We start from the raw sequence: 21,667 nt of genomic DNA, 5'->3' as shown, positions 1-21,667 counted from the left end.
AGTAACGCATGAAAAGGGCGGGCCATGCCCGCGATAATGATCCAGGGGACCGGGTCCAATGTCGGCAAGTCGATGCTGGTGGCGGGCCTGTGCCGGGCGGCGCGGCAGCGCGGTTTGAACGTGGCACCGTTCAAGCCGCAGAACATGTCGAACAATGCCGCGGTTACGGCGGACGGTGGCGAGATCGGCCGTGCGCAGGCGTTGCAGGCGATGGCCTGCGGGGTGGATTTTCACACCGACATGAACCCGGTCCTGCTGAAGCCGGAAACGGATGTCGGGGCCCAGGTGATCGTGCAGGGTAAACGCCTGACCACGGCGAAGGCGCTGGAGTACTCCAGCCTGAAGCCCACGCTGATGGCGGCGGTGCAGGACAGTTTCGCCCGTTTGCGCGCCCGGCATGACCTTGTGATCGTCGAAGGCGCAGGCTCGCCCGCCGAGATCAACCTGCGCAAGGGTGACATCGCGAATATGGGCTTTGCCGAGGCGGCGGACGTGCCCGTGGTCCTTTGTGGCGATATCGATCGCGGCGGCGTCATCGCGCAGATCATAGGCACGCAGGCGGTCCTGCCAAAGGCGGATGCGGCGCGCATCGGGGGCTTTCTGATCAACAAGTTCCGCGGTGATCCGGCGCTGTTCGAGGATGGCTACCGGGAGATCGAGGCGCGCACCGGCTGGCGCGGCTATGGCGTGGCACCGTGGTTTCCCGAGGCGTGGCGGCTGCCGGCGGAGGACGCGCTGGATATTGCAGACAGCCCGGTTCGGGGCGCGTTTCATGTCGTGTGCCTGCAATTGTCGCGGATCGCGAATTTCGACGATCTTGACCCGCTGACGCAGGAGCCGGGCGTGCGCGTCACGATGCTGCAACCGGGGCAGGTGTTGCCGTGCGACGCGGACCTGGTCATCATTCCCGGTTCGAAATCGACTCGGGGAGACCTGGATTTTCTGCGCCGGCAGGGATGGGACATCGACGTTCTGGCACATCACCGGCGCGGCGGCAGGGTTCTGGGCATCTGCGGCGGCTACCAGATGCTAGGGCGCATTGTCTCGGACCCGGCGGGGATCGAGGGGCCGCCGGGGGATACGCCGGGGATTGGTCTGCTGGATATTGAGACGGTCATGGGCGGCGACAAGAGCCTGGCCCAGGTCGACGCGCAACACGTGGGATTGGACCTGCCGTTTGCCGGATACGAGATTCACATCGGTCGCAGCGATGGGCCGGACCGCGCGCGACCGTTCGCCAGGGTGGGTGGCGTGGACGAGGGAGCGGTATCTGCCGATGGTCGCGTGGCGGGCAGCTATCTGCACGGCATGTTCGCCGATGACAGGTTCCGTGCAGCCTGGCTTGGATCGAACGGCGCCGACGCGTCGGACCTGGGGTACGAGGCGATGGTTGAACGCACGCTGGATGCACTGGCAACGCATCTTGAGGCGCATCTGGATGTCGAGGGCCTCTTGGCGCTGGCCAGATGAGGTCAGGCGGCGCGGGTCGCCTTGTCCAGCTGCGGCCTGCGAGTTTGCCACGGCAGGCCATAACGTTTGCGCGGCCCGATTTGGCCAGCCATGGCACCAGCTGGACCGCGCCTTTCGCACCATTCATCGGGATCACGCGAAGGGACGTTCCATAGGCGCAGGCCGCTGCATTGCACAACTGCGCCAGGTCGGATTTGCGCGACAGCGCTGCCCGGGCTTCGTCAGATTAGCGCGGAACCGGGTAGAGTTCGGGATTGATGCCGGTCGACAGATCGAGCCAGTCGGCGGGGGTTCCGCCCAGCCTGGCAACGGCAGTATCAACGTTGCCGTTGTGATCCCGAATATCCGTCCTGATAGCCTTAGAGCAGTGCAAGACCGACCAGCGCAAGGGCGCAAAGTGCCATCGCGCGCCGGTAGAGCACCAAGGCGCGCGCCAGATCTTCGGGGGTCGGATCGGGGGCGGCGCCGTTCAACCAGGGCTCGTCTGTGGGATGACCGTCATAGATGCGTGGACCGGACAGCCGGATATTCAAGGCACCGGCCATCGCGGCCTCGGGCCAGCCCGCATTCGGAGACCGGTGCCCGGACGCGTCCCGCCGCATCACGTGAATCGCATGAAAGAATGCGCCGGAGGCCAGTGCGAAGATGAGACCGGTCAGCCGGGCGGGAAGCCAGTTCACGAGATCATCCAGCCGGGCGGCAGGTTTGCCGAACGCCTCGAACCGGTCGGTGCGGTGGCCGATCATGGAATCCATCGTGTTGATGGCCTTGTAGACTGCGATGCCAGGCAGGCCGAGGATCACGCCCCAGAAGATCGGGGCGACGATTCCGTCGGAGGTATTCTCGGCAAGGCTCTCGGTGGCAGACCTGGCGATGGCCGGCGTATCGAGCTTGGTCGGGTCGCGCCCGACGATCATGCTGACGGCGTGGCGCGCGGCGGGCATGTTTCCGGCGGCCAGCGGGTGCGCGACGGCGGCGACATGCGTATGCATGGAGCGCATGGCAATGAGCGGCCAGGCCAGTACGGCGCCAATCATCGCACCGACCCACCCGTGGGGCAGGATAGCCTGAACGATCAGGGCGGGCAGGCCGGCGAGCAGGGTCATCCCAAGGACTGTCACGCCCCCGGCCAACAGTCGCCGGCGGCGGGACCCGCGATTCAGCCGGCGCTCGGCCATTGTGATGGCCCGGCCAAGCCAGGTAACGGGGTGGCCGATTCGGGCGTAGAGCCGGTCGGGCCAGCCGAAGACGAGATCGAGGGCCAGGGCGCCCAGCATAATCAGGGCGAAACTCATGCGCGGCCTGTCTCGAAGCTGAGGATGGTTTTGTGCCGCGCTTCTTGCAGGGCGGATGGGCCGTATTGCGGGTTGGTCCCCGGCGCAAAGGTCAGCCTGCGGGCGGCACGGGTATGCGCGCGCACCATATCCGAAGCACCGAGATCCCTTGCGAGATCGGCCATGGGATCGCAAGGACCCGGACGCGCTGTGCGGCGACGTGCCGAATCCGAGGCGAAGGCGTCTACGCAGGACAGGTCGCCTGCCTCGGTCGCTGCTGCCCAGTCATCGGTGGAGAGCAAGGCCTCCTCGGACGGGGCTGCGACACGCAATGGCGAACAGGCCGGGGTGATCAGGGTCACCTGCCCCGAAGGACCGTACCGCCCTTGGATCCGTTCCCCTAACTGGCCGCATACCGTGACCTGGTTCATGTGCGGTTGACCTCGATCACCGAGAGCGGGCCGTCGGGGCCGCAGCGAAGGCGCGTTACCGACAGGTGCGCCACCTCGAACGCCAGTCCGCCAGGTCCGTGTCCGGTCACGAAGCCGAGCGCGGCGCGGATCACGCCCGCATGGACGACCAGCGCCACCGGGCCGTGCGCCGCGGCATGGCGCCCATGCTCGATCAGGGCGGGGGTCACGCGCGCGCAGAGGTCGTCGAAACTCTCGCCGCCGGGCGATCGATGCGCGGCCAGGGCTGCGCTGTCCAGAACGCCGATGTCGGGCAGCGCGTCAAACGCCATGCCGTCATGCGCGCCAAAGTCCTGCTCCCATAGGCGTGCGTCCTGCTCGCAGGGTCCGAAGAGCGCTTCGGCGGTCTGGCGGCAGCGTCGTGCCGGACTGCTGATGACCCGCGCGATGGACGTCAGCTGATCTTTGAGTTGCGCGACCGCGGTGTCGTCGAGGGCGGCCGCGACGTCGGTGCGGCCATAAAGGCGCCCCGGATCGGCCACAGGGGCGTGACGGATCAGGACAAGCTCTGGCCGGGGGGGCGCAACGGGTTCCAAGACGTCGCCTTTCAGCTTTCTTTTTTTCTCGAAAAGTGCTTTCCCACGCTGCAATGAAAAAGTCGATACTCATCACCGGGGGCGCGCGGTCCGGCAAGTCGGCACTGGCCGAGCGGATGGCTTTGCAGCTTGCCGGCCGGGCGATCTATATCGCGACGGCGCGTCTGCACGACGGCGACGACGAGATGGCCGAGCGCGTGGCGAAACACAAGGCGCGGCGCGGTGCGGCGTGGGATGACGTTCATGCACCGACCGATCTGGCCGGTGCGTTGCAGGACACCGACGGCAGCGTGCCGCGGCTGGTCGATTGCCTGACGCTGTGGTTGACGAACCTTATCCTGGAAGACAGCGCCTGGCAGGCCGAAGCCGACAGGTTGGTCGAAACGCTGGCACTCCAGACCGCGCCGGTGATCCTTGTGACCAACGAGGTGGGGCAGGGGATCGTGCCCGAGAACAAGCTGGCCCGGCTGTTCCGCGATGCCGCGGGTCATGTGAACCAATCCGTGGCGCTGGCCTGTGACGAGGTATGGCTGACCGTGGCGGGGTGTCCGATGAAGGTAAAGCCGAATGACCATTCTTTCTGACCTCTCGTCGCTTGAGCAGATCGCGGGCCTTGCCGGTTCCCTGCCCGTAGCCGACGCCGAGGCGGCAAAGGCGGCGCTGGCGCGCCAGAACAACCTGACCAAGCCGCCCGGCGCCTTGGGGCGGCTGGAGGAACTGGCGATTTTCATGGCAGGCTGGCAAGGCACGGACCGGCCAGACATTGCCGGGGCGCAGGCCCTGGTCTTTGCAGGCAATCACGGGGTTTGCGCGCAGGGGGTCAACCCTTTCCCGCAGGATGTGACGGCGCAGATGGTGGCGAATTTCGAGAACGGCGGCGCGGCGATCAACCAGCTGTGTCGCGCGAACGGGGCCGATCTGTCGGTGATTGCGCTGGAGCTGGACCGGCCGACCGGGGATATCACCGCCGGGCCGGCCATGTCGGAGGCGGAGACGTTGGACGCCCTGCGTCGCGGGGCGGCGGCCGTCGATCCGGGCGCCAGCGTGCTGATTCTGGGCGAGATGGGTATCGGAAACTCGACCATTGCCGCCGCGATGGCCAAGGGCGCCTTTGGCGGAGATGCGGCGCTTTGGGTCGGCAAGGGGACGGGGTCGGATGACGCAGGGGTGGCGCGCAAGATCGACGTGGTGACACGCGCCTGCGCGTGTCACTCAGACGCCAGAGGTCTTGAAATCCTTGCCCGTCTCGGCGGGCGGGAGCAGGCGGCGATCTGCGGCGCCGTGCTGGAAGCGCGGGCGCGGCGCATTCCGGTCATCCTTGACGGGTTCATCTGCACGGCGGCGACAGCGCCGCTTTTTGCTGCCGACCGGCGGTTCCTGGACCATTGCCTGGTTGGGCATGTCAGCCGTGAGCCGGGCCATGCTCGGCTTTTGTCGGAACTGGGGATGCGGCCGATCCTGTCGCTGGACATGGCGCTGGGCGAAGGCTCGGGCGCGGCGATAGCGCTGGGCGTGTTGCGTGCGGCGCTGGCCTGTCACAACGGGATGGCGACCTTTTCCGAGGCCGGGGTGTCCGGTCAATGAACCTGCGTGCGCGTGTTGCCGAGCTTCAACTGGCGGTGATGCTGCTGACCCGGCTGCCGGCGGGGCGGATCGGGGACGATCCGCCGACGATGTTGGCCGCTCGGTGGGCCTTTGTCCCGGTGGGAGCCCTTGTCGGCGCGTTGACGTGGCTGGTTTTCAGCCTGGCGGAGGCGGTCGGCGCGTCCGACCAGATTTCGGCCCTTCTGGCGCTGGGAGGACTGGCGCTTGTGACCGGGGCGCTGCATTTCGACGGGCTGGCGGATTTTGCCGACGGGCATGGCGGCGGGCGCGACAAGGCGCACGCTTTGGAAATCATGCACGACAGCCGCATCGGCAGCTATGGCGTGGTTGCGGTGGGGGTGGTGGCGGCCCTGTGGGCGGTGTCCGTGGCCGAAGCCGACCCCGGCTTTTGGGCGTTCGTCGGCGCAGCAATGCTGAGCCGCGCAGCCATGGTTGCGGTGCAAGAGAGCTTGGTCCCAGCCCGCGCGGACGGCTTGGGGCGTAGCGCGGCGGGGCGCAGCAAGGCCGCGCGCGGCGTCCTCGTGGCTGCGGCGGTCGTGGCGCTGGTGTTTTCGCCCTGGGCGCTGTTGGCCTGCGCGCTGGTGACTTTTGCCATCGGCTGGCTGGCGTGGCGCAAGATCGGCGGGCAAACCGGCGACGTTCTGGGGGCTGTGCAACTGGTCTCGGAGACCGCCATCTGGGTCGCGCTGGCCTGCCTTTGAGGTCCTTGGGATGCCGCGTTAACCCTGCCAACCCTCGTGCATGATAAGGTCATCGAGCGATATCCGCTGCCGCCACCCCTTGGCGGCCAGTTCGGGCTGTTCGTAAAGCTGATCGACATATCCGACGCAAAGGTAGGCCACCAGCTCGACATGTTCGGGGATGCCGAGCAGAGTGGCGATCTCGCGGTGGTCGAAAATGCTGACCCATCCCACGCCGATCCCCTCGGCGCGGGCCGCGAGCCAGAGGTTCTGCACTGCGCAGACGGTTGAATAAAGATCCATGTCACGATTGTGCGTGCGGCCCAAAACCACCTTGCCGCCGCGGGTGCGGTCGCAGGTGACTACGATATTGAGCGGTGCCTTGGTGATCCCTTCGAGCTTCAGCGACCTGTAGGCGGACTGACGTTCATCGGGGAACATGGCAGCGGCTTCTTCGTTGGCGCGGCTGAAAATGCTGTGCACCTGGGTTCTGAGTTCGGCGTCACGCAACAGAATGAAGTTCCACGGCTGCATGAAGCCGACGGAGGGCGCGGCATGGGCCGCTTCGAGGATTCGGCGCAGCGCGTCATCCTCGATCGGGTCGGGCAGAAACTCGTTCCGAACGTCGCGGCGCGCCTCGATGATATCATAGAGGCATTGCCTTTCGTGCGAGGAAAAGACGCGTGCCGGACTTGGCCTGGGTTGATCCGCCATGAGGGGCCTTTGCGATAGATGCGGCGAGTTTCGGGCGACCCTGTCAGAGGGTGATATCCAGTGGAACGCGTCGGCAAGCGTCATCGCTTTTAGGTCCGGCGCGGCGAGTGTCATGTCTATGTCAGAACGGGGCAGGACTTTGCAAGCATGACTCAGATTGCGTGCCTGAGCCGGGCGGGAACTCTCGCCTTGCGGTTCGGTCGCTGGGTTCGAGATTCGCCTGTCGCAATGCGTTGTATTGTTGACAGGTGGCAATGCTTGCTAGACTAACGAGGATGATCGGTTCCATTTCCGCACGGGATGGAGAACAGGGAACGCGGTGCGCCTGAAAACACTTGGCAATTCCGTGGCTGTCCCCGCAACTGTAGGCGGCGAATCAGGCTGAATACGTCACTGGAGCAATCCGGGAAGGCCAGCCAGACGATGAAGACCCGCAAGCCAGGAGACCTGCTGATCGCGACTGAAACCACAAGGCCTTCGGGTGTGAAGGCAAAGAGGTAGGACTATGACTGTAAAGACTGCAACGGCCACACAGACCGCATCGGCCTCCGCGCTGGTGTCGGTATTCGCGATCGCCGCGCTGGGTCTTGGCGTGATCTTCGTGGCAGGCCACGTTCAGGCCGGGACGCTTCACGACGCGGCGCATGACGTGCGTCACGCCACCGGCTTCCCCTGCCACTGAACCGATGTTTACGCGTCTGCTGACCAGCGCTCTGTTCGCTGGCGCTGCCGCAGGGTTGATTATCGCCCTGTTGCAGCTTTTTTTCGTGCAGCCGGTCCTGCTTCACGCAGAGCTTTATGAAGGCGGCGAGCTTGTGCATTTCGGGACCGACTCGACTGTTTCGGCCACGCCGGAGCTGCCTGGCTTCGATGCCGTGCGTGACGGGCTGAGCATCATCTTCACGATGCTGATCTATTCCGGTTACGCGATGATTCTGGTGGCGCTGATGTCGCTGGCCGAGACCCGTGGTGCGGCGATAAACGCGCGTAGGGGCCTGATCTGGGGCGTTGCCGGATTTGTCGCGGTGCATCTGGCTCCGGGCTTTACCCTCGCGCCGGAAGTTCCGGGCGTGGCTGCGGCCGATGTCTACGAGCGCCAGGTGTGGTGGTTCGCAACGGTGCTGGCGGCGGCCATCGCCATGTGGCTTATCGCCTTCGGCCGCAACTGGGCCGGATGGGGCGCCGCCGTGGTGCTGTTGCTGGCGCCGCATGTCATCGGTGCGCCCGAACCCGAGGTCTTTACCGGACCCGTGCCGACCGAGATCGGCGCTTTGTTCGCATCGCGCGCACTTGGGATCGGATTGGCGGCCTGGGTCATGCTGGGGGCCTTCGCGGGTTTCTTCTGGTCGCGCGAAAGCGAAGCGGCCGGCCAGGCTCAGACCGCCTGATACCGGCACATCCTATTCCGGGCGCGTGCCTTGCGCGCCCGCTTTCTTTTCAAGCCTGAGGTCGGACACGCTCATGGATCGTTCCATTCCAATGCTTCTTATCGGGCTCGTTTTCGGCGGGGGACTTGGGTTTACGGTGGCTGCGGCGAACGGTGTCACCTTTGACGGGCATGATCATGGTGATCCGGCCCATCATGGCGGTCATGAGCAGCACGCCGGGGCGACCATGCACGATCACGGTGACATGTTGTCGGTTCCGGCGGGCGCCGATGCGCCAAAGCTGAAGATTGAGGTCACGCCCGATCCGTCCGCCGGATGGAACCTGCACATCATGACCGAGAACTTCCGGTTCTCGCCGGAGAATGCCAGCGGTGACCATGTCCCGGGCGAGGGACATGCCCATGTCTACGCCAACGGCATCAAGCTGGCCCGGGTCTATGGCCCCTGGATGCACCTGGACAGCCTGCCGGAAGGCGAGGTGGAGCTGGAGGTGGCGTTGAACAGCAACGATCACCGCCCGCTAGCCGTGGACGATACGCCGGTTGCGCAGACCGTCACGCTTAACAACTGAGCGCCGGGACACGCCCCACCAGACAGAACCGAAGCCGGCCGCAGGGCTGTGCGTTCTCGATCCAGCCGTCCGGCGCGGCGAGGTAGGCGCGCAGAGTCGCAGCGATATCTTCTGCATCCGCCGCCGGGTCGACCCCGTTGAAGAAATAGGTGGCCCGGCCCGGGCCCTGCATGGCCATCGAAACCGGGCTGGCGCAGCCGTTCATGCACCCGCGTTCGACGATACTCACCGCGTCTGACAGGCCTGAGGCCGCCAGTTCCTCGTGCAGCGTCGCAAGGTCCGAGGGGCCGCAGTTCTGACAGAAATGGACGGTGGCGGCGGGGAGCATTCGGTCTCTCACATTGCTTACAGGCTTCGAGGCATACAGTCCCCAGCCTTCAGTGTCCCGGATTTTCCGGGTCGGCATCCGCATCGCCGCGGTCGAACGCAACCGCCCAGGCGTTCAGCAGAGGGCTGTCGCCGTGCTGGCGCCGCCATTGGCGGATGGCGTTGCGCAGACCGGCACGGGCCACGCGGGTGTCGGGCTCGACCCAGGTTTCGGGGTCACGTGCTTCGCGGAGCGCGTTCCACACGCGCTGTTTCTGATCGACATAGTCCTGGGGGCCCCAATCGGACAGCAGCGCCTGGAACGTCGCGAATGCCGTTTCGTCAAAGTCCTGGTCCTCGCCGAGGCGTCCCATGACGGGACTGTTCGGGTGAAAGCCGCAGCAGGGCACCCAGCCATCGGGAATTGGCGTGTTGGCCGAATGCGTCCGGTTGGCACGCAACAACTTGGGCAGCACATGGGTGTGCGGCCCCTCGGGCGAGGTGCCGCCTGTGTCCGGTCCGCCGATCATCTGGTAGACTTCGACCCGGCCAATGCGGGTCAGGGCGACGCGATGCGGATGCGCCTTAAGGATCGCACCCATTGCCGGGTTGTCCTGTTCGAAAAGCGAGCGACCGGCGTTCGCGCGGAGAGTTTCCAGCAACACGGGATCGGCGGTGCGGATGCAGAAATCGACCTGCGCCTGGGCGAGGCCCATGTCGAAGATGACCGCCTCTCGGTCTTCCTTGCGGATTGCATCGGTGTCGGGGCCGAGTTCGGTCAGAACCTCCCGCCTGTTCATCGAAGCGGTGTCTTCGGGCAGGCAGAGCGAGACCGCCTGCGTCCAGCGGTGGGATTTGGGGCTGAGCGTTTCGTAGGCGACAGGCCGGACGTCCTCCAGCGTGTCGATACGGATGCCGCCGCGCGACGTGACCTGCTGCAATACCGATGTTTCGATAGGTGTGGGATCGCCCGCCACGTGGTGAAATTCTGCAATCGCGCCGAAAGAGCCCATGTTCCACCCCGCATTCGGATCGTTCAGCCCGTCCTTCAGTACGGCTTCAAGATGTTGCATCGAACATTTCTCCTCTTGTGGCCAACCATTGGCGTGCGCCGTCCAGAACGGCGGAATAGACGGCGCAGCCCGTAGCTTCGCCGATGTCGGTATGCAGACCGGCATAGCGCGCCTGCCCCGGCAGCGCCGCGACGGCAAGGCAATCGGTTCCGGTCCCGGTGGCGCGCCCTGGCGCGAGAGGCAAGTCCAGGTCCATCACCGCAGCCGTGCGCGCCTGAACCGCGATGCTCATGGCCTCGATGAGCGCGACGTCGGTAAGGCGGCGGTTGAGACGGAGCGCTATGTTGATAGTGCCCCAGTGTTCGCCTTCTGGAGCGGCTCTGTGACCTACGCGCTCGGCATTGCTGAGGCCGACAGTTGCCACGGCCTGCGCCTCTGTCGCGCCGGCCGTGGCGACGGCGTGGGTAAAGCTGCGAACATCACGCGAGGTCAGGAAAGCCACGGCATCATCGGAGTTTCGCGCGGCCAGCTCGGCGCGAAGCCAATCATGGGCGTCGAGATCCTTGGTGAGGTCCGCATCTCGTACTTCGCGCCAGATGATACGGTTCGCCGTCACAAATCCGGGCCTGTGCACGGCCCAGCTGAGCACGTGCATTTCTTGTCCCAGGTCGAAGTCCAGCCAGGGACGGTGGAGGGAGAGGCCATTCATCACAGCACCTCGAGCGGCTGGAAAACGAGGCCCTTGTCGGTGTCCTGAAACCATGCCGTCACGCCGAAAATCTCGGCGAGGCGTTGGTCGGTCAGGACATCCGCGGGCTTGCCGTCCGCAACAAGCCCCTTGTTGCCCAGCATGATCAGGCGCGTGCAGTGGCGAGCCGCAAGCCCGAGGTCATGCAGCGACACCAGGGAGGATTTGCCGGTCCGTGCAAGCGCCGCGAAGGTCTGCATGGTGGAAATCTGGTGGGCGGGATCGAGCCCGGCGATCGGCTCGTCGGCGACAAGCAGCGGGGTTTCCTGCGCCAGCGCCCGGGCGATCAGCACGCGGGCCTGTTCGCCGCCCGAAAGCTGCGTAGCATCGCGGTGGCGAAATTCGGTGAGCTCCATCCAGTCGAGTGCATCGTCGACGGCCTTGCGGTCGTGGTCAGCCGGGTTCTGGATAGAGTTGAGGTAGGGGACGCGACCCAGCATTACCACGGTTTCCACGGTTACCGGCCAGGCGATCTCGCGTGCTTGGGGCATCCAGGCGGCTTGCCTGGCGCGGGCGTTTTCCGACAGGGTGGCGAGGTTGCTGGAGCCGGTGAAGGGCAGCAGGCCGAGCGCGGCCCGCATTAGTGTCGTCTTGCCCGCGCCGTTGGGGCCGATGAGGCCGACGAACTCGCCTGTCCCGATCTCGAAACTGACGTCGCGCAGCACATCGCGATTGCGCAACGCGACCGTGAGGTCCTTGACGGACAGAAGGCTCATATCCGTTCCTTTCGCAGCTTCAGGATGAGATGCAGGAACAAGGGCGCGCCGACAAGCGCGGTCAGCACGCCGAGCTTGAGGTCTCGGGCAGGCAGGATGACCCGCACGGCAATGTCGGCGGCCAGAACCATGGCCGCGCCGCCAAGCACTGAGGCCCAGAGCAGACGGGAGGGATGCGCCCCGACAAGGGGGCGCAAAAGGTGCGGGACCACGAGGCCGACAAAGCCGATTGCTCCTGCGACCGCCGTGCCCGCGCCGACGACGCAGGCGGTGCCGAGCACCAGCAGCAGGCGCAGGCGGACAAGGCGGATGCCCATGGCCGCCGCCGCATCCTCGCCCAGCGTCATCGCGTCGAGGCCTCGCCCCAGGCCGGCGAGCAGGGCAAAGCCCACGGCCATGAAGGGCAGGGCGAGCCACACATGCGTCATCGAGCGGTCGGTGAGCGAGCCCATCATCCAGAAGACGATTTCATTCGCGGCGAAGGGATTGGGCGAGAGGTTCAGCACAAGCGAGGTCAGCGCCCCGGTCAGGGCAGAGACCGCGATGCCGGCCAGGATCAGGGTCAGGGACGTGCCGCGCGGGCCGGCCAGCGACATGACCAGGATCACCCCCAGCAAGGCGCCCGCGAGCGCCGCCAGAGGAAGGCCGAGCGCGAACGCCCCCGCGAGCCCGGTATGGATCGCCAGGACAGCCCCGAGCGCGGCAGAGCCGGAGACGCCGATCAGGCCGGGCTCTGCCAGCGGATTGCGCAGGTAGCCCTGCATCGCCGCCCCCGCCAGCCCGAGGCTGCCGCCGATGAGCACGGCGAGGATGGCGCGAGGCAGGCGCACCTCGCGCATCACCAGCGTCAGGGGGCCGCCATCGCCCAGGAAAAGCGCGGACAGGCTTTGCCTGATGCCGATGCCCGCGGGGCCTATCAAGAGCGACGCGGTGAATAGCGCGACGATCACAAGCAGGAGCGTCAGGGACAGTGCCCTCATGGCCGGTCTCCGAAGAGAGCTTCGCGATCGGCGGCCAGCTCCTCTATGGCGCGGAGCACGTAGGGGGTGCCGCAGACCCAGTCGCGGTCGGTGATGCTGGCCCTTTCACCCGTCCGGCGCAGCGCTTCGATGACCGGATGGTTCATTATCGCCTCGGCGCGGGATTCGCCGGGATAGGGCTGCGAGGTGATCACCAGATCGTGGTTGGTCACCGCCAGCACCTCAAGCGGGATCTTCATGCCCGATCCGTACCCGGCCTCTGCCGCGGCGTTCGCAAAACCCGCCGTGGTCAGGATCTGGCCGGCCAGCGTCTGTTCCCCCGACGTGTAGCCATTGGCGTAGTAAAGCACGGCACGGGGCCGCTGCGCCACGTCGGCCCGCAGGTTGGCCAGACGCGTGTCGAAATCCGACACCATGGCCTGTGCCGTATCCTCGCGGTGCAGCACCTCGCCCATCTGCAGGATGCGGTCGCGCACATCGTCAAGCGAGGAGGCGGGATCGAACACGACGACCGGGATATCCAGCCGGCGTAGCATCGCCACGGTGGCGTGGGCCGAATAGGCGCCTGCGATCACCAAGTCAGGTTGCATCAGATAGACCTCTTCGGCGAGGCCGTGATTGATGACGTGATCTCGGGCCTCTTCGGCCATGGCCGAGGAGCGGGGATCCGCCGCGATATAGGTCACCGAATGAAGCTGACCGGGCTCTGCCAGCATCATAGCCAGCTGATCGGTGCAAAGATTCATGGACACGACGCGGCGCGGCGCCTCGGCAGCAACCGGTTTGGCGCCGCACAGCAAGGCTGCGAGGGCCAGTCTGGCAAGGGCCGTGGAAAGACGCCGCGCCATCATCTCAGAAGGTGGCCGTCAGGCCGAAAAACGCCGTGCGGCCGGAGGTCTCGAACCCGAGGATCTCCTGGTACTTTTCGTCCGTCAGGTTCTCGATCCGGCCATAGATTTCGACGCTGTCGGTCATCTGGTGACGCAAGCCGACGTTGACGAGGGTGTAGTCCGGCAGGGTCACGGGAACCGATATGAAGCTGGGCGGCAAGAACAGGTCGACGTTGTTCGCCGCGTGCTGAACGTCCATGGTGAACCGCGTGCGGTCATCGGGGAAGTCATAGCCAAGCTGCAACAGCACCTCGTGTTCCGGGCGGCGGACCTCGGTGCTGCCGTTCGGGTTCTCGGCATCAAGCCAAGTATAATTCAGCCCAAGGTCGAGCCGTGCGTTCACCTGCCAGGTTGCGCCGATTTCCACGCCTCTGCGGTCGCTTTTGCCGGCCTGGTTGAAGGGTGTCAGGCTGCCGGTGCCAGGGTCGACGGTGGACGAGATTTCGTTGGTCAGTTCATCGTCGAAATAGGTGACGTCGACAAGGCCGCGCCCGTCAAGGAATTGTTGTTCTACACCGAAATCCCAGCCCTCGCTCTGCTCGGGTTCCAGGTTGGGGTTGCCGATGAAATTGTTGGAAAAGCCGAACTGTTCGAACATGGTCGGGTTCTGGACGCCGGTTCCGTAGGAGGCGTGAAGTCGGGTGGTCCGGTTGGGCAGCATGTACGACACACCGACAGCGTAGGTCTTGAAATCCTCGAACTCGTCGTTGAAATCTTGCCGGACGCTGGCCTGCACATCAAGACGGTCGGTCAGGTTCCCCTGATATTCCGCCACGAGGGCGGTCTGCTCGCGCGTCTGCTTGATGAGCTGGCTGGGTGCGAAGACGAAGGCGGGATTGTTGTTCACGAAAGTCTCACGCTCCCACTCGGCGCCGAGGGTCAGCACGTGGCGGGCTGTGTCGACCGAGCCACCATCCAGCGCGACGCTGCCCTTGTAGCTGATCTTCTGCCGTGTCTCTGTGGTGTCGCCCGACTGCACCCCGGCGCCGTTGAAACGGTCTGTCTGGATGTCCGCAAAGGATAGGTCGAGCCGGTTCCGGAAACGTCCGCCGAACGTGTCGAGCTCGGCGTAGATCGAACCGAAGGTTTCAGAGGTATCAGAACCGGAAAAATCATCGACGAGGATTTGCCCGGCAGGCGTGAGCGCCGTGTATATCTGGCCGTCGAAGTCCGAATCGCTTTTCACGTGCCGCAGGGTCCCGCCGAAGGTCAGGTTTTCGGTCGCGTAATACTGGACGTTGAGGTTGTAGGTTTCATTCAGATCGCCGTCGTCCTCGCCGTTCAGGCCCGACACGTCATAGCCGCCGGTATCCCGGCGCGTCGCGGAAAAGCTGAGCGCCAGTTTGTCCGTGCGCTGCCGCAAGGCCAGGCTGACTTGCGTGGTTTCGTCGGTGCCGATCTCGAACCCGGCCTGCCCACTGAATCCCGGCTCGGTCGCGCGCTTGGTGGTGATCGAGATCACGCCGCCGATGGCGTTCGAGCCGTAAAGCGAGGATTGCGGGCCGCGCAGGACCTCGATGCGCTCGATATCGGCGCTGAGAAGACCGCTGAAATCGTATTCGCCCTGGCTGGGCGAGGCCACTTCGACGCCGTCGATGATGACCAGCGTGTGGTTGCCCTCGTGGCCGCGCATCCGGATCTGGGTCAGACCGCCAACGGGGCCGGTACGAGAGACGGAGACACCCGGCAGTGAGCGGATAAGGTCGACCGCGTATCGTGACCCGCGATCCTCGATATCCGTTTCGGTCAGGACAGTACCGGCACGGCCATAGGCGCTGCCTTCGATCGGGGTCAGGCCGCCGGAAACAAAGATCGTTCCCAGGTCATAAGGCGTGTCCTGGGCAAGGGCGGGCTGGGTGAAAAGGGCGGTGGATGCCGCAAGTGCGGCTTTGAGTGAGCGTGACATGGCATGTCCCTCCGGATCTCGCTTGACGCGATGGCTTTTGTATTTGCCTTTGGAGGGGTGACTCCGCAGACGGTGATATCGTCACCGCTACGGAGAGTCCGTTGTCGAAACGCGCCCCGCGTTCGGACAGGGTGATCACCTCGGCAGGTCTCCTGACTTGCGGGTCAATGCTTGGCCGGGTCTTCCCATCATGCGCCGCATGACAGTGACATGGTCCGGCTTCGCTCTCCGCCTACAGTTGCGGGGGCAGTTGCGGAATGGACGCCTTAGGCGTCGCACCGCATTCCCTATTATCCCGCCGAAAAACCGCCGGGAACCGAAGTGAGACGATGCCTAATGGATGAAAAGGTTTGAGAAAAGACAAAAAATCGAAGGCTGGAAGGTTTCATCCGCAGCCGGGCGGTATTCTGAGGGCTGGCCCCATTCACGTTTCACATGGCAACGCCGTCGATCCCGAGCTTCTTACTCGTTTGCCGCTGGTCGGCTGTTGCTTCGGCATTCGCTCGGTGCGGCGACTTTGCGAGAAGGTCATCTGAACCTCGCGTCTCCTTGGTTTTGCCGTCTGGACGTTAGCGACCGGGTGCCGGACCGCTCGACCTGCTCGAATAACCGGCACGGTCGTTTCCGCGTAGTCCGACACCGCCAGGCAAACTACGCCCCAGCTCTGGAACCTCAGACAATGGCCGCATAACTTACATCAACCAGCCTCCGGCAAACCCGGCGCGGTTCAGTTGAGCCTGCACACCAGCCGGTAGACTCCTATTTCCGGATCGCGCTCATCAGAGCCTTGAGGAAGGTCTGGGTCTTGGCCGGGTCAAGCCATCGCATCACGGCGACGACGTCATCCTCGGGGTTGATCCAGATGCAATGTCCGCCTGCTCCGAGAGCGCTGAAGGCGCTGGTCGGCAGATCGGGATTGGCGTCTACGCCGCGGTTCAGCCACCAAAGGTAGCCGTAATTGTCGAGTGTCGGTGTCGGTGCCACGGATTGCGCCATCCAGTCTTCGGGCAGGATCTGTCGGTCGTCCCAGCGACCGTTCTGGCTGATGAACAGGCCAAAGCGTGCGTGATCATCGGCGCTGATGACCAGACCGCCGCCCCAGTGACCGCCGCCGGTGACAGATTGCACTTTCTGTCCATCAATCTCCACCCACGATGTGGAGTACCCGTCCCAGCGCCAGCCGTCCGACGCGCCGATCGGATCCATGATCCGCTCGCGCAGGATGTCCGGCAGCGGACGGCGGAACCGGCACAGCAAGGCATAGGCGAGGGCATTAACCCGCACGTCGTTGTATTCGTAGTAACTTCCGGGGCGGCCAACCTGGCGCAGTTGCCCTTTCCGGCTATTGTCCGCGCCGGCCCCGACCTGGCGGAAATGGTCGATCTGGTCGTCCTTGCCGAAGAGTTCACCGCGCCATTCGCTGTTCATCTGCAGCATGTGGCGCCAGGTTATGGCGCGGTTGTGATCGCTGGAAAAGTGCGGCCCTTCCACGGTGGCGCTGACCGGCTCATCCAGGTCCGTGATAAGCCCGTCCTTGACGGCAATGCCGGCAAGGACCGAGAGGTAGCTTTTGGCGATCGAGAAGGTCATGTCGGCGCGCTCCGTATCGCCCCAGTCGGCAATACGTTCTCCGCGATGCAGGATCACCCCGGCGGAACCGCCGCGTTTCGTCACGGGGCCGACGACTTCGGCCCAGGGGCCGGACTCGTTCCATTCCGCGCTACCGGCATACGTGCCGTCGGCGTGGTACATGCTCCGTGGCCAGTCGGTTTCATTTGCGAGGGCGATGTCGACGACGGGTTGAAGGGCTGGGTCTACGGCGTGAGACGTCATGTTGGGTCTTTCTTTTCTTTAGGTTTTGGAGTTCTGAATGCCTTGCCAGAGCGATTTATGTTGCCCTGAAGGTGTGAGGCTACGCGCCTTCATTTACGCGCTTCGCGGAGAGCAGGATGAGTTCCGCCAACCGGTTGATTGCGGGAGTTCTGGTTCGCCAGCGTGGGAAGAAAATCACGTATTCCAGCGTCAGCTTTGGCACGAACGGGCGGATGACCATGTTCGGTCTGAGACTTGACCGAGCTACAAACCCATCCGAGACGGCAATCCCCAATCCTCGTGCCGCAAGTTCGCAGGCCACGACCCCATTGGGTGTCTCCAGCCGGATGTTCGGGGTTGCCCCCTTCCTTCGAAACAGCGCGTCAATCCGCTGGCGCATTACCGTGCGGGGACTATTGATGACCAGAGGTTCGTCTATCAAGTCTTCAAGCGATACCTCGTCTTGTGCGGCTAAGTGATGATTCTCATGCATCACGGCGACGGCATCTACTGATGCCATCGGTTCGATATCAATGGAGCTGTCATCCAGTGGCAGCACCGAAATCCCGACGTCGAATTGCTCGCGGCCAAGCCAGATGTCGATGTCAATGCGCGTCCGGCTGTCGATAGTGGCGGTGAACTGGGGGTCTTCTTCTGTGATGGTTGCGATGGCTTCGGCGACGAGGGCGTTGGTCACGTGGGGCGCAGTCAGGATGCGGACATGGCTGCGTTGGTGGGCCTTGATACGCCGTGCTTCGTTCTCGACTTCGTCAAGTGAAGACAACGCGCGTTCGACCTGAGAATAGAGTTCCCGGGCTTCGCGAGTTGGATTGAGACGCCGACCCTTGCGCACAAAAAGGGTGAAGCCGACCTCTTCCTCCAGCATGGACAGAAGTCTGCTGACCTGTGGCTGCGTCCGATGCAGCCGCTCGGCCGCGTCGTTTACTGATCCGCCCTCCATGAAAGCGCGGAAGGCCAGAAGACTTTTGTGGTTCATTACAGCGCCCTCAAAATATATGCGATTTTCGCATGTATAAGTACGAAAACCGAATTTGACTTATATGATAGGCCTGCGGCAGGGTCGTGCAAAGCAGAAAATACAGCCGGGTAGCCGGCACGAGAACAGGGTGGTTGATGTCAGACTTCGACGGAAATAGTGCGGCTTGGGTTACAGCGCCGTCGCAATACCTGGAACAGCGTCCGGCGACGTACACACTGCCTGAACGGCCCCGGTCACAATATGTCGAGATGAAGGATGGGTGCCGGCTGGCCGTCGATACCTACCTGCCACAATCGGACACGCCAAGTTCCGGCACGTTTCCCACGATCTTGATCCTGACACCCTATTACCGTCGTTTTGCACTTCGGGATGGATACAGCGCGGCGACAGAGTCTAGTCCGAACATCGCGCTCTACCGTGACTTCTTCGTGCCGCGGGGCTACGCGCTGGTGGTCGTGGATGTCCGTGGTACCGGGGCGAGTTTCGGAACCCGGGACAGCTTTCGCTCACCTACGGAGCGGGAGGACTTTCACACAGTCGCGGACTGGATTGTCGATCAGGATTGGTCGGACGGGACGATAGGTTCCACCGGCATTTCGTACCTCGGCGCGGCTGCGTGTTTCCTTGCAAGTACCGGGCATCCCGCGGTCAAGGCTATCGCGCCGCTCTTCGCGGTCTGGAACACGTACGCGGATCATTTTTATCCCGGTGGTGTGCTGCTGAATCAACTCGCTACGACATATGACGATATCATGGTCGGGCTGGACCATGACCGCCCCGATGTGCTGGAGGCGTTTTCATATTTCAACAACCCGGATTATGCCGGCCCGCAGCCTGTGGACGAAGACCCTGACGGAGCGCTGAAACGCGCGGCTGTGAAGGAGCATCTTGGCAATTTCCACATGCCTGATTTCATCACCGAGTTCAGGTTCACCGATGATCGCCTGCCATATGATCCCGATTTCGGCAGTCATTCGTTCAGCCCGTATCACTATGCCGACAAGATTTCACCTGATGTTGCAGTCCTGTCCGTATCAGGCTGGTTCGATGGTGCGGGCTTTGCCAACGGCTCTATCGCGCGGTTCCTATCCCTGCCGAATCCCAATCAGCATGTTTTGCTGGGGCCTTGGGATCACGGCGCGCGCAGCAACGTATCCCCCTGGCGCGAAGAGGCGGGCAGTCAGTTCCCCATGATGGGCGCGGTTTTGCGTTTTTTCGACCACTACCTGATGGGGCTTGAAACGCAGCTTCAGGATGAAGCCCCGATCCACTATTTCGCACTGCACGACGAAGAATGGCGGGCGGCGCAGCAATGGCCCCCGCACTCCGAGGTCCGCCGTCTTTATCCCGACCGGGAGAGCGCATTGTCCTTCGAGTTGGGTGCCCAAGGCGCGGACAGGTTTCGTGCCGACTTCACGCGGGGAACCGGCTTTGGGACGCGACACGAGCGTTTGTCGGCGCAGCCGGTAACCGATTACTACACCGACTGGTCCGAAAAAGAGCGCGGTTTGCTGTCATGGACGTCGCCGCCGCTGGAATCCGCATCTGAAATTGCCGGACATCCGGTCGTGAACCTGTCGATAAAGTCCAGCGAGGCTGACGCGGTGTTGCATGTCTATCTGTCCGAGCTGGAAGCGGACGGCAGCCTGCGATACGTCACCGAGGGTGTGTTGCGCGCCCTGCACCGCAAGGTCATTCCTGCGCCTGCAGATCAGAACTGGACATGGCCGTACCGCGATTACAGTCGCAAGAACAGCGCGCCGCTGGTACCCGGCGAGCCGGCAGAGCTCAGGTTTGCCCTGTTGCCGACCGCTTGGCGCTTTGCCCGCGGCAGCCGGATCCGCGTCTCGGTCGCGGCAGCAGATGCCGACCACTACGTGCAGTTGCCATATGGGCGCCCACCCGAGATCGAGATTCTACGCGGCGCGGAGGATGCCACCTGGCTCGAGCTGCCGTGGTGCGAGACCGACTAGACGAATAACAACACCACCAACTAGGAGGAATACCAAGTTATGTTACTTTCGAGAGCCCTGTTAGCGAGCGGGATCCTTGCGATCACTGCCGCGTCGGCACAGGCGGGCAAGGAGAACGACACGTTCGTCTGGTCCACATCCACGGAAATGGACACGGCGGACATCTACTACGGCAACCAGCGCGAGGCGCTTATCAACGCCTATGCAATGTGTGACGGCCTGTTGCACCGCGACCCGATCACCAATGAATTTCAGGCCTTGCTGGCAACCAGTTGGGAATGGACCGACGATACCACGCTTGAGCTGGAGTTGCGTGAAGGTGTCAAGTTTCACGATGGCACCGATTTCGATGCGGAAGACGTGGCCTACACCCTGAACCACGTGGCAGATCCCGACAGCGACATGAAGATCCGCGTCCTGGTGGACTGGATCGACAATGTCGAGGCGGTGGACACCTACAAAGTTCGCATCAACGCCAAGCGCCCGACGCCGGCAGCTCTTCAATACCTGACGGGTACTTCGCCGATCTATCCGACCGGTCACTATGAGAATGCGCCTGTCGTACCGGGAGCCGATGGCGAGGACCGGCGCGACTGGGGGGCTGTGCAACCGGTCTGCACCGGACCCTACAAGCTGGCGGAGTATGTGGCGGGCGAGTCCCTGACGCTGGAAGCCAACCCTGACTATTTCGAGGATAGCCCCAAGGGCAAACCGTCGATCGGGACCCTTGTCTATAAAACGATCAAAGACCCCGAAACCCAGATCGCAGAAGTCGTGACCGGTGGTGTCGACTGGATCTGGGGCGTTCCGCCCGAGAATGCGGAAATGCTGTCATCCATGGGCAACTTGACCGTTGTCTCCGCGCCGACAATGCGGATATCCTTCCTGTCCCTGGATGCAGCGGGCCGGACGGGCGATACGCCAATGACTGACCTGAAGGTTCGCCAGGCAATCGCCCATGCCATCAACCGCGAAGCGATAGCCGAAAATCTGGTCGGCGACGGTGCCGAGGTGCAGAAATCCATGTGTGCGCCGGTTCAGTTCGGTTGCGAAACGGATGTGAAACAATACCCGTACGACCCGGAGAAGGCCAAAGCTCTGTTGGCAGAGGCCGGCTATCCCGACGGCTTCAGTGTCCCTTTCCATGCCTATCGTGACCGCGCGTATAGCGAGGCGGTCCTGAACGATCTGCGCGCAGTGGGTATCGAGACCGATCTTCAGTTCCTGCAATGGCGTGCCCTGCGTCCGAAGATCGTCGATGACGAAGTGCAGATCGGACATCTGACCTTCGGCTCGAACGGGATTCTCGATGTGTCCGCGTCGACCAGCTACTACTTCACGGGCAGCCCTGACGACTACGCGCGGGATGAAGAGGTCACGGCCTGGCTTGAAGAGGCAGACCGTACCACCGATCAGCAAGAGCGCGAGGAATTGTATTCCAAGGCTCTGAACAAGATCGCGGATCAGGCCTATTACATCCCTTTGTTCATGTACGGCCGGACCTATGCCTTCAACAAGGATCTGGACTATCCGGTAACGCCGGATGAGATGGCGCACTTCTACTTGGCCAAGTGGAAGTAACCCTATCCGAGCCAGCAAGAATGCGTGTGGGGGG

Annotated in this window: 23 protein-coding genes, 1 pseudogene and 2 riboswitches; of the genes and pseudogenes, 10 read left to right on the top strand and 14 right to left on the bottom strand. The window is 63.6% G+C overall.

The features are described 5' to 3' along the window. Positions 1-24 precede the first annotated feature (24 nt). Positions 25-1,470, top strand: coding sequence for a cobyric acid synthase (locus ACQY4V_RS13990; RefSeq protein WP_428512639.1), 1,446 nt, complete (start codon positions 25-27; stop codon positions 1,468-1,470). A gap of 359 nt (positions 1,471-1,829) precedes the next feature. Here the strand turns inward: ACQY4V_RS13990 and cbiB are convergent, their stop codons facing one another. From cbiB to ACQY4V_RS13975, 3 genes are read right to left on the bottom strand one after another with little or no spacing between them, the layout of a single operon-like run. Further along, positions 1,830-2,765 (bottom strand): adenosylcobinamide-phosphate synthase CbiB, encoded by a 936-nt coding sequence (cbiB, locus tag ACQY4V_RS13985; protein ID WP_428512637.1) that lies wholly within the window; start codon positions 2,763-2,765, stop codon positions 1,830-1,832. Further along, on the bottom strand, positions 2,762-3,175 hold the full coding sequence (locus ACQY4V_RS13980) for a hypothetical protein (protein ID WP_428512635.1): 414 nt from the start codon (positions 3,173-3,175) through the stop codon (positions 2,762-2,764). Before ACQY4V_RS13980 ends, cbiB begins: the two co-directional genes overlap by 4 nt. Continuing rightward, complete coding sequence (locus ACQY4V_RS13975; RefSeq protein ID WP_428512633.1) at positions 3,172-3,750, bottom strand: histidine phosphatase family protein; 579 nt, start codon at positions 3,748-3,750, stop codon at positions 3,172-3,174. The genes ACQY4V_RS13980 and ACQY4V_RS13975 overlap by 4 nt, the downstream gene beginning before the upstream one ends. 53 nt (positions 3,751-3,803) lie before the next feature. Between ACQY4V_RS13975 and cobU the strand changes: the two genes are divergently transcribed. The 3 genes from cobU to ACQY4V_RS13960 are packed head-to-tail and all read left to right on the top strand — an operon-like array spanning position 3,804 to position 6,056. After that, positions 3,804-4,334, top strand: coding sequence for a bifunctional adenosylcobinamide kinase/adenosylcobinamide-phosphate guanylyltransferase (cobU, locus tag ACQY4V_RS13970; protein WP_428512631.1), 531 nt, complete (start codon positions 3,804-3,806; stop codon positions 4,332-4,334). After that, positions 4,318-5,334: a nicotinate-nucleotide--dimethylbenzimidazole phosphoribosyltransferase gene (gene cobT / locus ACQY4V_RS13965; RefSeq protein ID WP_428512629.1), complete on the top strand. Its 1,017-nt coding sequence runs from the start codon at positions 4,318-4,320 to the stop codon at positions 5,332-5,334. Before cobU ends, cobT begins: the two co-directional genes overlap by 17 nt. Beyond that, a complete protein-coding gene (locus tag ACQY4V_RS13960) occupies positions 5,331-6,056 on the top strand; it encodes an adenosylcobinamide-GDP ribazoletransferase (protein ID WP_428512627.1) in 726 nt (241 codons plus the stop codon). The genes cobT and ACQY4V_RS13960 overlap by 4 nt, the downstream gene beginning before the upstream one ends. Before the next feature lie 18 nt (positions 6,057-6,074). On the opposite strand, the gene bluB is transcribed toward ACQY4V_RS13960, so the two are convergent. Continuing rightward, entirely contained in the window at positions 6,075-6,749 is a 675-nt protein-coding gene (bluB, locus tag ACQY4V_RS13955; protein ID WP_428512625.1) for a 5,6-dimethylbenzimidazole synthase, read from the bottom strand. A gap of 263 nt (positions 6,750-7,012) precedes the next feature. Beyond that, a riboswitch (cobalamin riboswitch) is annotated at positions 7,013-7,218 on the top strand. 36 nt (positions 7,219-7,254) lie between these two features. Between bluB and ACQY4V_RS13950 the strand changes: the two genes are divergently transcribed. Continuing rightward, complete coding sequence (locus ACQY4V_RS13950) at positions 7,255-7,431, top strand: CbtB domain-containing protein (protein WP_152493708.1); 177 nt, start codon at positions 7,255-7,257, stop codon at positions 7,429-7,431. Positions 7,432-7,435: 4 nt separating this feature from the next. Then, a complete protein-coding gene (locus ACQY4V_RS13945; RefSeq protein ID WP_428512623.1) occupies positions 7,436-8,137 on the top strand; it encodes a CbtA family protein in 702 nt (233 codons plus the stop codon). A gap of 49 nt (positions 8,138-8,186) precedes the next feature. On the opposite strand, the gene ACQY4V_RS13940 is transcribed toward ACQY4V_RS13945, so the two are convergent. Next, entirely contained in the window at positions 8,187-8,375 is a 189-nt protein-coding gene (locus ACQY4V_RS13940) for a hypothetical protein (protein ID WP_428512621.1), read from the bottom strand. A 6-nt stretch (positions 8,376-8,381) separates the two neighbouring features. Here ACQY4V_RS13940 and ACQY4V_RS13935 point away from each other — a divergent pair, with 6 nt between their 5' ends. Next, positions 8,382-8,708, top strand: a complete 327-nt coding sequence (locus tag ACQY4V_RS13935) for a hypothetical protein (protein WP_428512619.1) — start codon at positions 8,382-8,384, stop codon at positions 8,706-8,708. On the opposite strand, the gene ACQY4V_RS13930 is transcribed toward ACQY4V_RS13935, so the two are convergent. The 7 genes from ACQY4V_RS13930 to ACQY4V_RS13900 all read right to left on the bottom strand — a co-directional run bounded on the left by ACQY4V_RS13930 (position 8,698) and on the right by ACQY4V_RS13900 (position 15,267). After that, positions 8,698-9,036 carry a DUF1636 family protein gene (locus ACQY4V_RS13930; RefSeq protein ID WP_428512617.1) on the bottom strand — a complete coding sequence of 113 codons (339 nt, stop codon included), beginning with the start codon at positions 9,034-9,036 and terminating at the stop codon, positions 8,698-8,700. The genes ACQY4V_RS13935 and ACQY4V_RS13930 overlap by 11 nt on opposite strands. Positions 9,037-9,085: 49 nt before the next feature. Continuing rightward, entirely contained in the window at positions 9,086-10,087 is a 1,002-nt protein-coding gene (locus ACQY4V_RS13925; RefSeq protein WP_428512615.1) for a DUF6925 family protein, read from the bottom strand. Beyond that, entirely contained in the window at positions 10,074-10,736 is a 663-nt protein-coding gene (locus ACQY4V_RS13920; protein WP_428512613.1) for an adenosylcobinamide amidohydrolase, read from the bottom strand. The genes ACQY4V_RS13925 and ACQY4V_RS13920 overlap by 14 nt, the downstream gene beginning before the upstream one ends. Continuing rightward, complete coding sequence (locus tag ACQY4V_RS13915) at positions 10,736-11,491, bottom strand: ABC transporter ATP-binding protein (protein ID WP_428512611.1); 756 nt, start codon at positions 11,489-11,491, stop codon at positions 10,736-10,738. Before ACQY4V_RS13915 ends, ACQY4V_RS13920 begins: the two co-directional genes overlap by 1 nt. Next, a complete protein-coding gene (locus ACQY4V_RS13910) occupies positions 11,488-12,471 on the bottom strand; it encodes a FecCD family ABC transporter permease (RefSeq protein WP_428512609.1) in 984 nt (327 codons plus the stop codon). The genes ACQY4V_RS13915 and ACQY4V_RS13910 overlap by 4 nt, the downstream gene beginning before the upstream one ends. Further along, the gene (locus ACQY4V_RS13905; protein WP_428517249.1) at positions 12,468-13,217 is read right to left on the bottom strand and encodes an ABC transporter substrate-binding protein; all 750 of its coding nucleotides are present in this window, start codon (positions 13,215-13,217) and stop codon (positions 12,468-12,470) included. Before ACQY4V_RS13905 ends, ACQY4V_RS13910 begins: the two co-directional genes overlap by 4 nt. Before the next feature lie 106 nt (positions 13,218-13,323). Beyond that, on the bottom strand, positions 13,324-15,267 hold the full coding sequence (locus tag ACQY4V_RS13900) for a TonB-dependent receptor plug domain-containing protein (RefSeq protein ID WP_428512607.1): 1,944 nt from the start codon (positions 15,265-15,267) through the stop codon (positions 13,324-13,326). Between the two features lie 125 nt (positions 15,268-15,392). Then, positions 15,393-15,603: riboswitch (cobalamin riboswitch) on the bottom strand. 107 nt (positions 15,604-15,710) lie between these two features. Here ACQY4V_RS13900 and ACQY4V_RS13895 point away from each other — a divergent pair. Then, a pseudogene (locus ACQY4V_RS13895) lies at positions 15,711-15,895 on the top strand (transposase); the annotation flags it as partial. A gap of 131 nt (positions 15,896-16,026) precedes the next feature. Here the strand turns inward: ACQY4V_RS13895 and ACQY4V_RS13890 are convergent. Both ACQY4V_RS13890 and ACQY4V_RS13885 read right to left on the bottom strand, forming a co-directional pair. Beyond that, entirely contained in the window at positions 16,027-17,100 is a 1,074-nt protein-coding gene (locus ACQY4V_RS13890) for a serine hydrolase domain-containing protein (protein WP_428512605.1), read from the bottom strand. A gap of 79 nt (positions 17,101-17,179) precedes the next feature. Next, positions 17,180-18,076 (bottom strand): LysR family transcriptional regulator, encoded by an 897-nt coding sequence (locus ACQY4V_RS13885; RefSeq protein WP_428512603.1) that lies wholly within the window; start codon positions 18,074-18,076, stop codon positions 17,180-17,182. Between the two features lie 137 nt (positions 18,077-18,213). Here ACQY4V_RS13885 and ACQY4V_RS13880 point away from each other — a divergent pair, with 137 nt between their 5' ends. Both ACQY4V_RS13880 and ACQY4V_RS13875 read left to right on the top strand, forming a co-directional pair. Further along, positions 18,214-20,052: a CocE/NonD family hydrolase gene (locus tag ACQY4V_RS13880; RefSeq protein WP_428512601.1), complete on the top strand. Its 1,839-nt coding sequence runs from the start codon at positions 18,214-18,216 to the stop codon at positions 20,050-20,052. Between the two features lie 39 nt (positions 20,053-20,091). Continuing rightward, on the top strand, positions 20,092-21,633 hold the full coding sequence (locus ACQY4V_RS13875) for an ABC transporter substrate-binding protein (RefSeq protein WP_428512599.1): 1,542 nt from the start codon (positions 20,092-20,094) through the stop codon (positions 21,631-21,633). Positions 21,634-21,667 lie beyond the last annotated feature (34 nt).

The sequence above is a fragment of the Roseovarius sp. genome (assembly GCF_965277045.1).
Taxonomy (GTDB): domain Bacteria; phylum Pseudomonadota; class Alphaproteobacteria; order Rhodobacterales; family Rhodobacteraceae; genus Roseovarius.
This window is presented reverse-complemented; position numbering and strand designations above follow the sequence as displayed.